Genomic DNA, 836 nt, shown 5'->3' on the forward strand with positions numbered 1-836 from the left:
CGGCGTGGCTTCGACGAGCACCCCGCAAGCAATGAGCACGGCCTTGTCTTCAGGAGTGACGTCATGCTCACCGGGCGGAAGCCAGCGGGTGCCGATCTTGACTGCATGCGCCAGGCGCACTTTCACCAGCGCGTCAGCCATCAGCTCTGCCCCGCATTCTGGAACAGGAAGCCAGCGTCAGCACCAACGATATAGGGGCGGCGCTCGGTCTTCGTGCCGTAAATCCAGCTGTCGTTGCTGTCCAGGAAATACGGCTTCTGGATCTGCGGGTAGCCCGACAGCTCATAGGTGTAGCCGAAGGCGGGAACGCGATAGTTGGTGCCCTTCGGGACATAGGCGAGGATCGCGTCATCGCCCCAGATATCCGTCGCTGGGACATCGTCCCCCGCATTTTCAGGCAGGAAGACCGCCTTGCCGGAGATCACATTGTCCAGCTCGAGCGAACGGGCCAGCATGTCCAGCGTGATCGAGTCGGCCGAGGTGTATTTGAACTGATCCTTGAAGGTCTGGTGTTCGGTCAGCGCATTGGCGGCATTCGGCCCCTGGATCAGCGTATTGGGGTAACGGCCGGTCATACGGCGAATGACCTCTTTGCCTGCCTTGATATCTGCCTTGGGGGCCGAGGTGGACTGCGTCCAGCGGGCGGTCGTGGTCAGGGTAACCTTGTTCGACGCGGCATAGTTCGCCGTGTTGCGCGCCATTTGCGCGCATTCGAGTTCGAGGCCAAGATCGACCACGTCGAGCACCATGTCGATGGCACCCTTCGCCAGATCGATACCGGGGACCGAACCGGCCTCTTCCTGATGCTCAATGGGCACCGTTGCTTCCAGCGCATC

The 836-nt window shown here is 61.2% G+C and carries 1 protein-coding gene; it reads right to left on the minus strand.

The genetic code is table 11. The features are described from left to right. Positions 1 to 140: 140 nt before the first annotated feature. The coding region (locus tag PKE99_RS39170; RefSeq protein WP_271215087.1) for a major capsid protein at positions 141 to 836 on the minus strand (696 nt) is incomplete at its 5' end.

This window comes from Pseudonocardia halophobica (genome assembly GCF_027922425.1).
GTDB lineage: Bacteria > Actinomycetota > Actinomycetes > Mycobacteriales > Pseudonocardiaceae > Pseudonocardia > Pseudonocardia halophobica.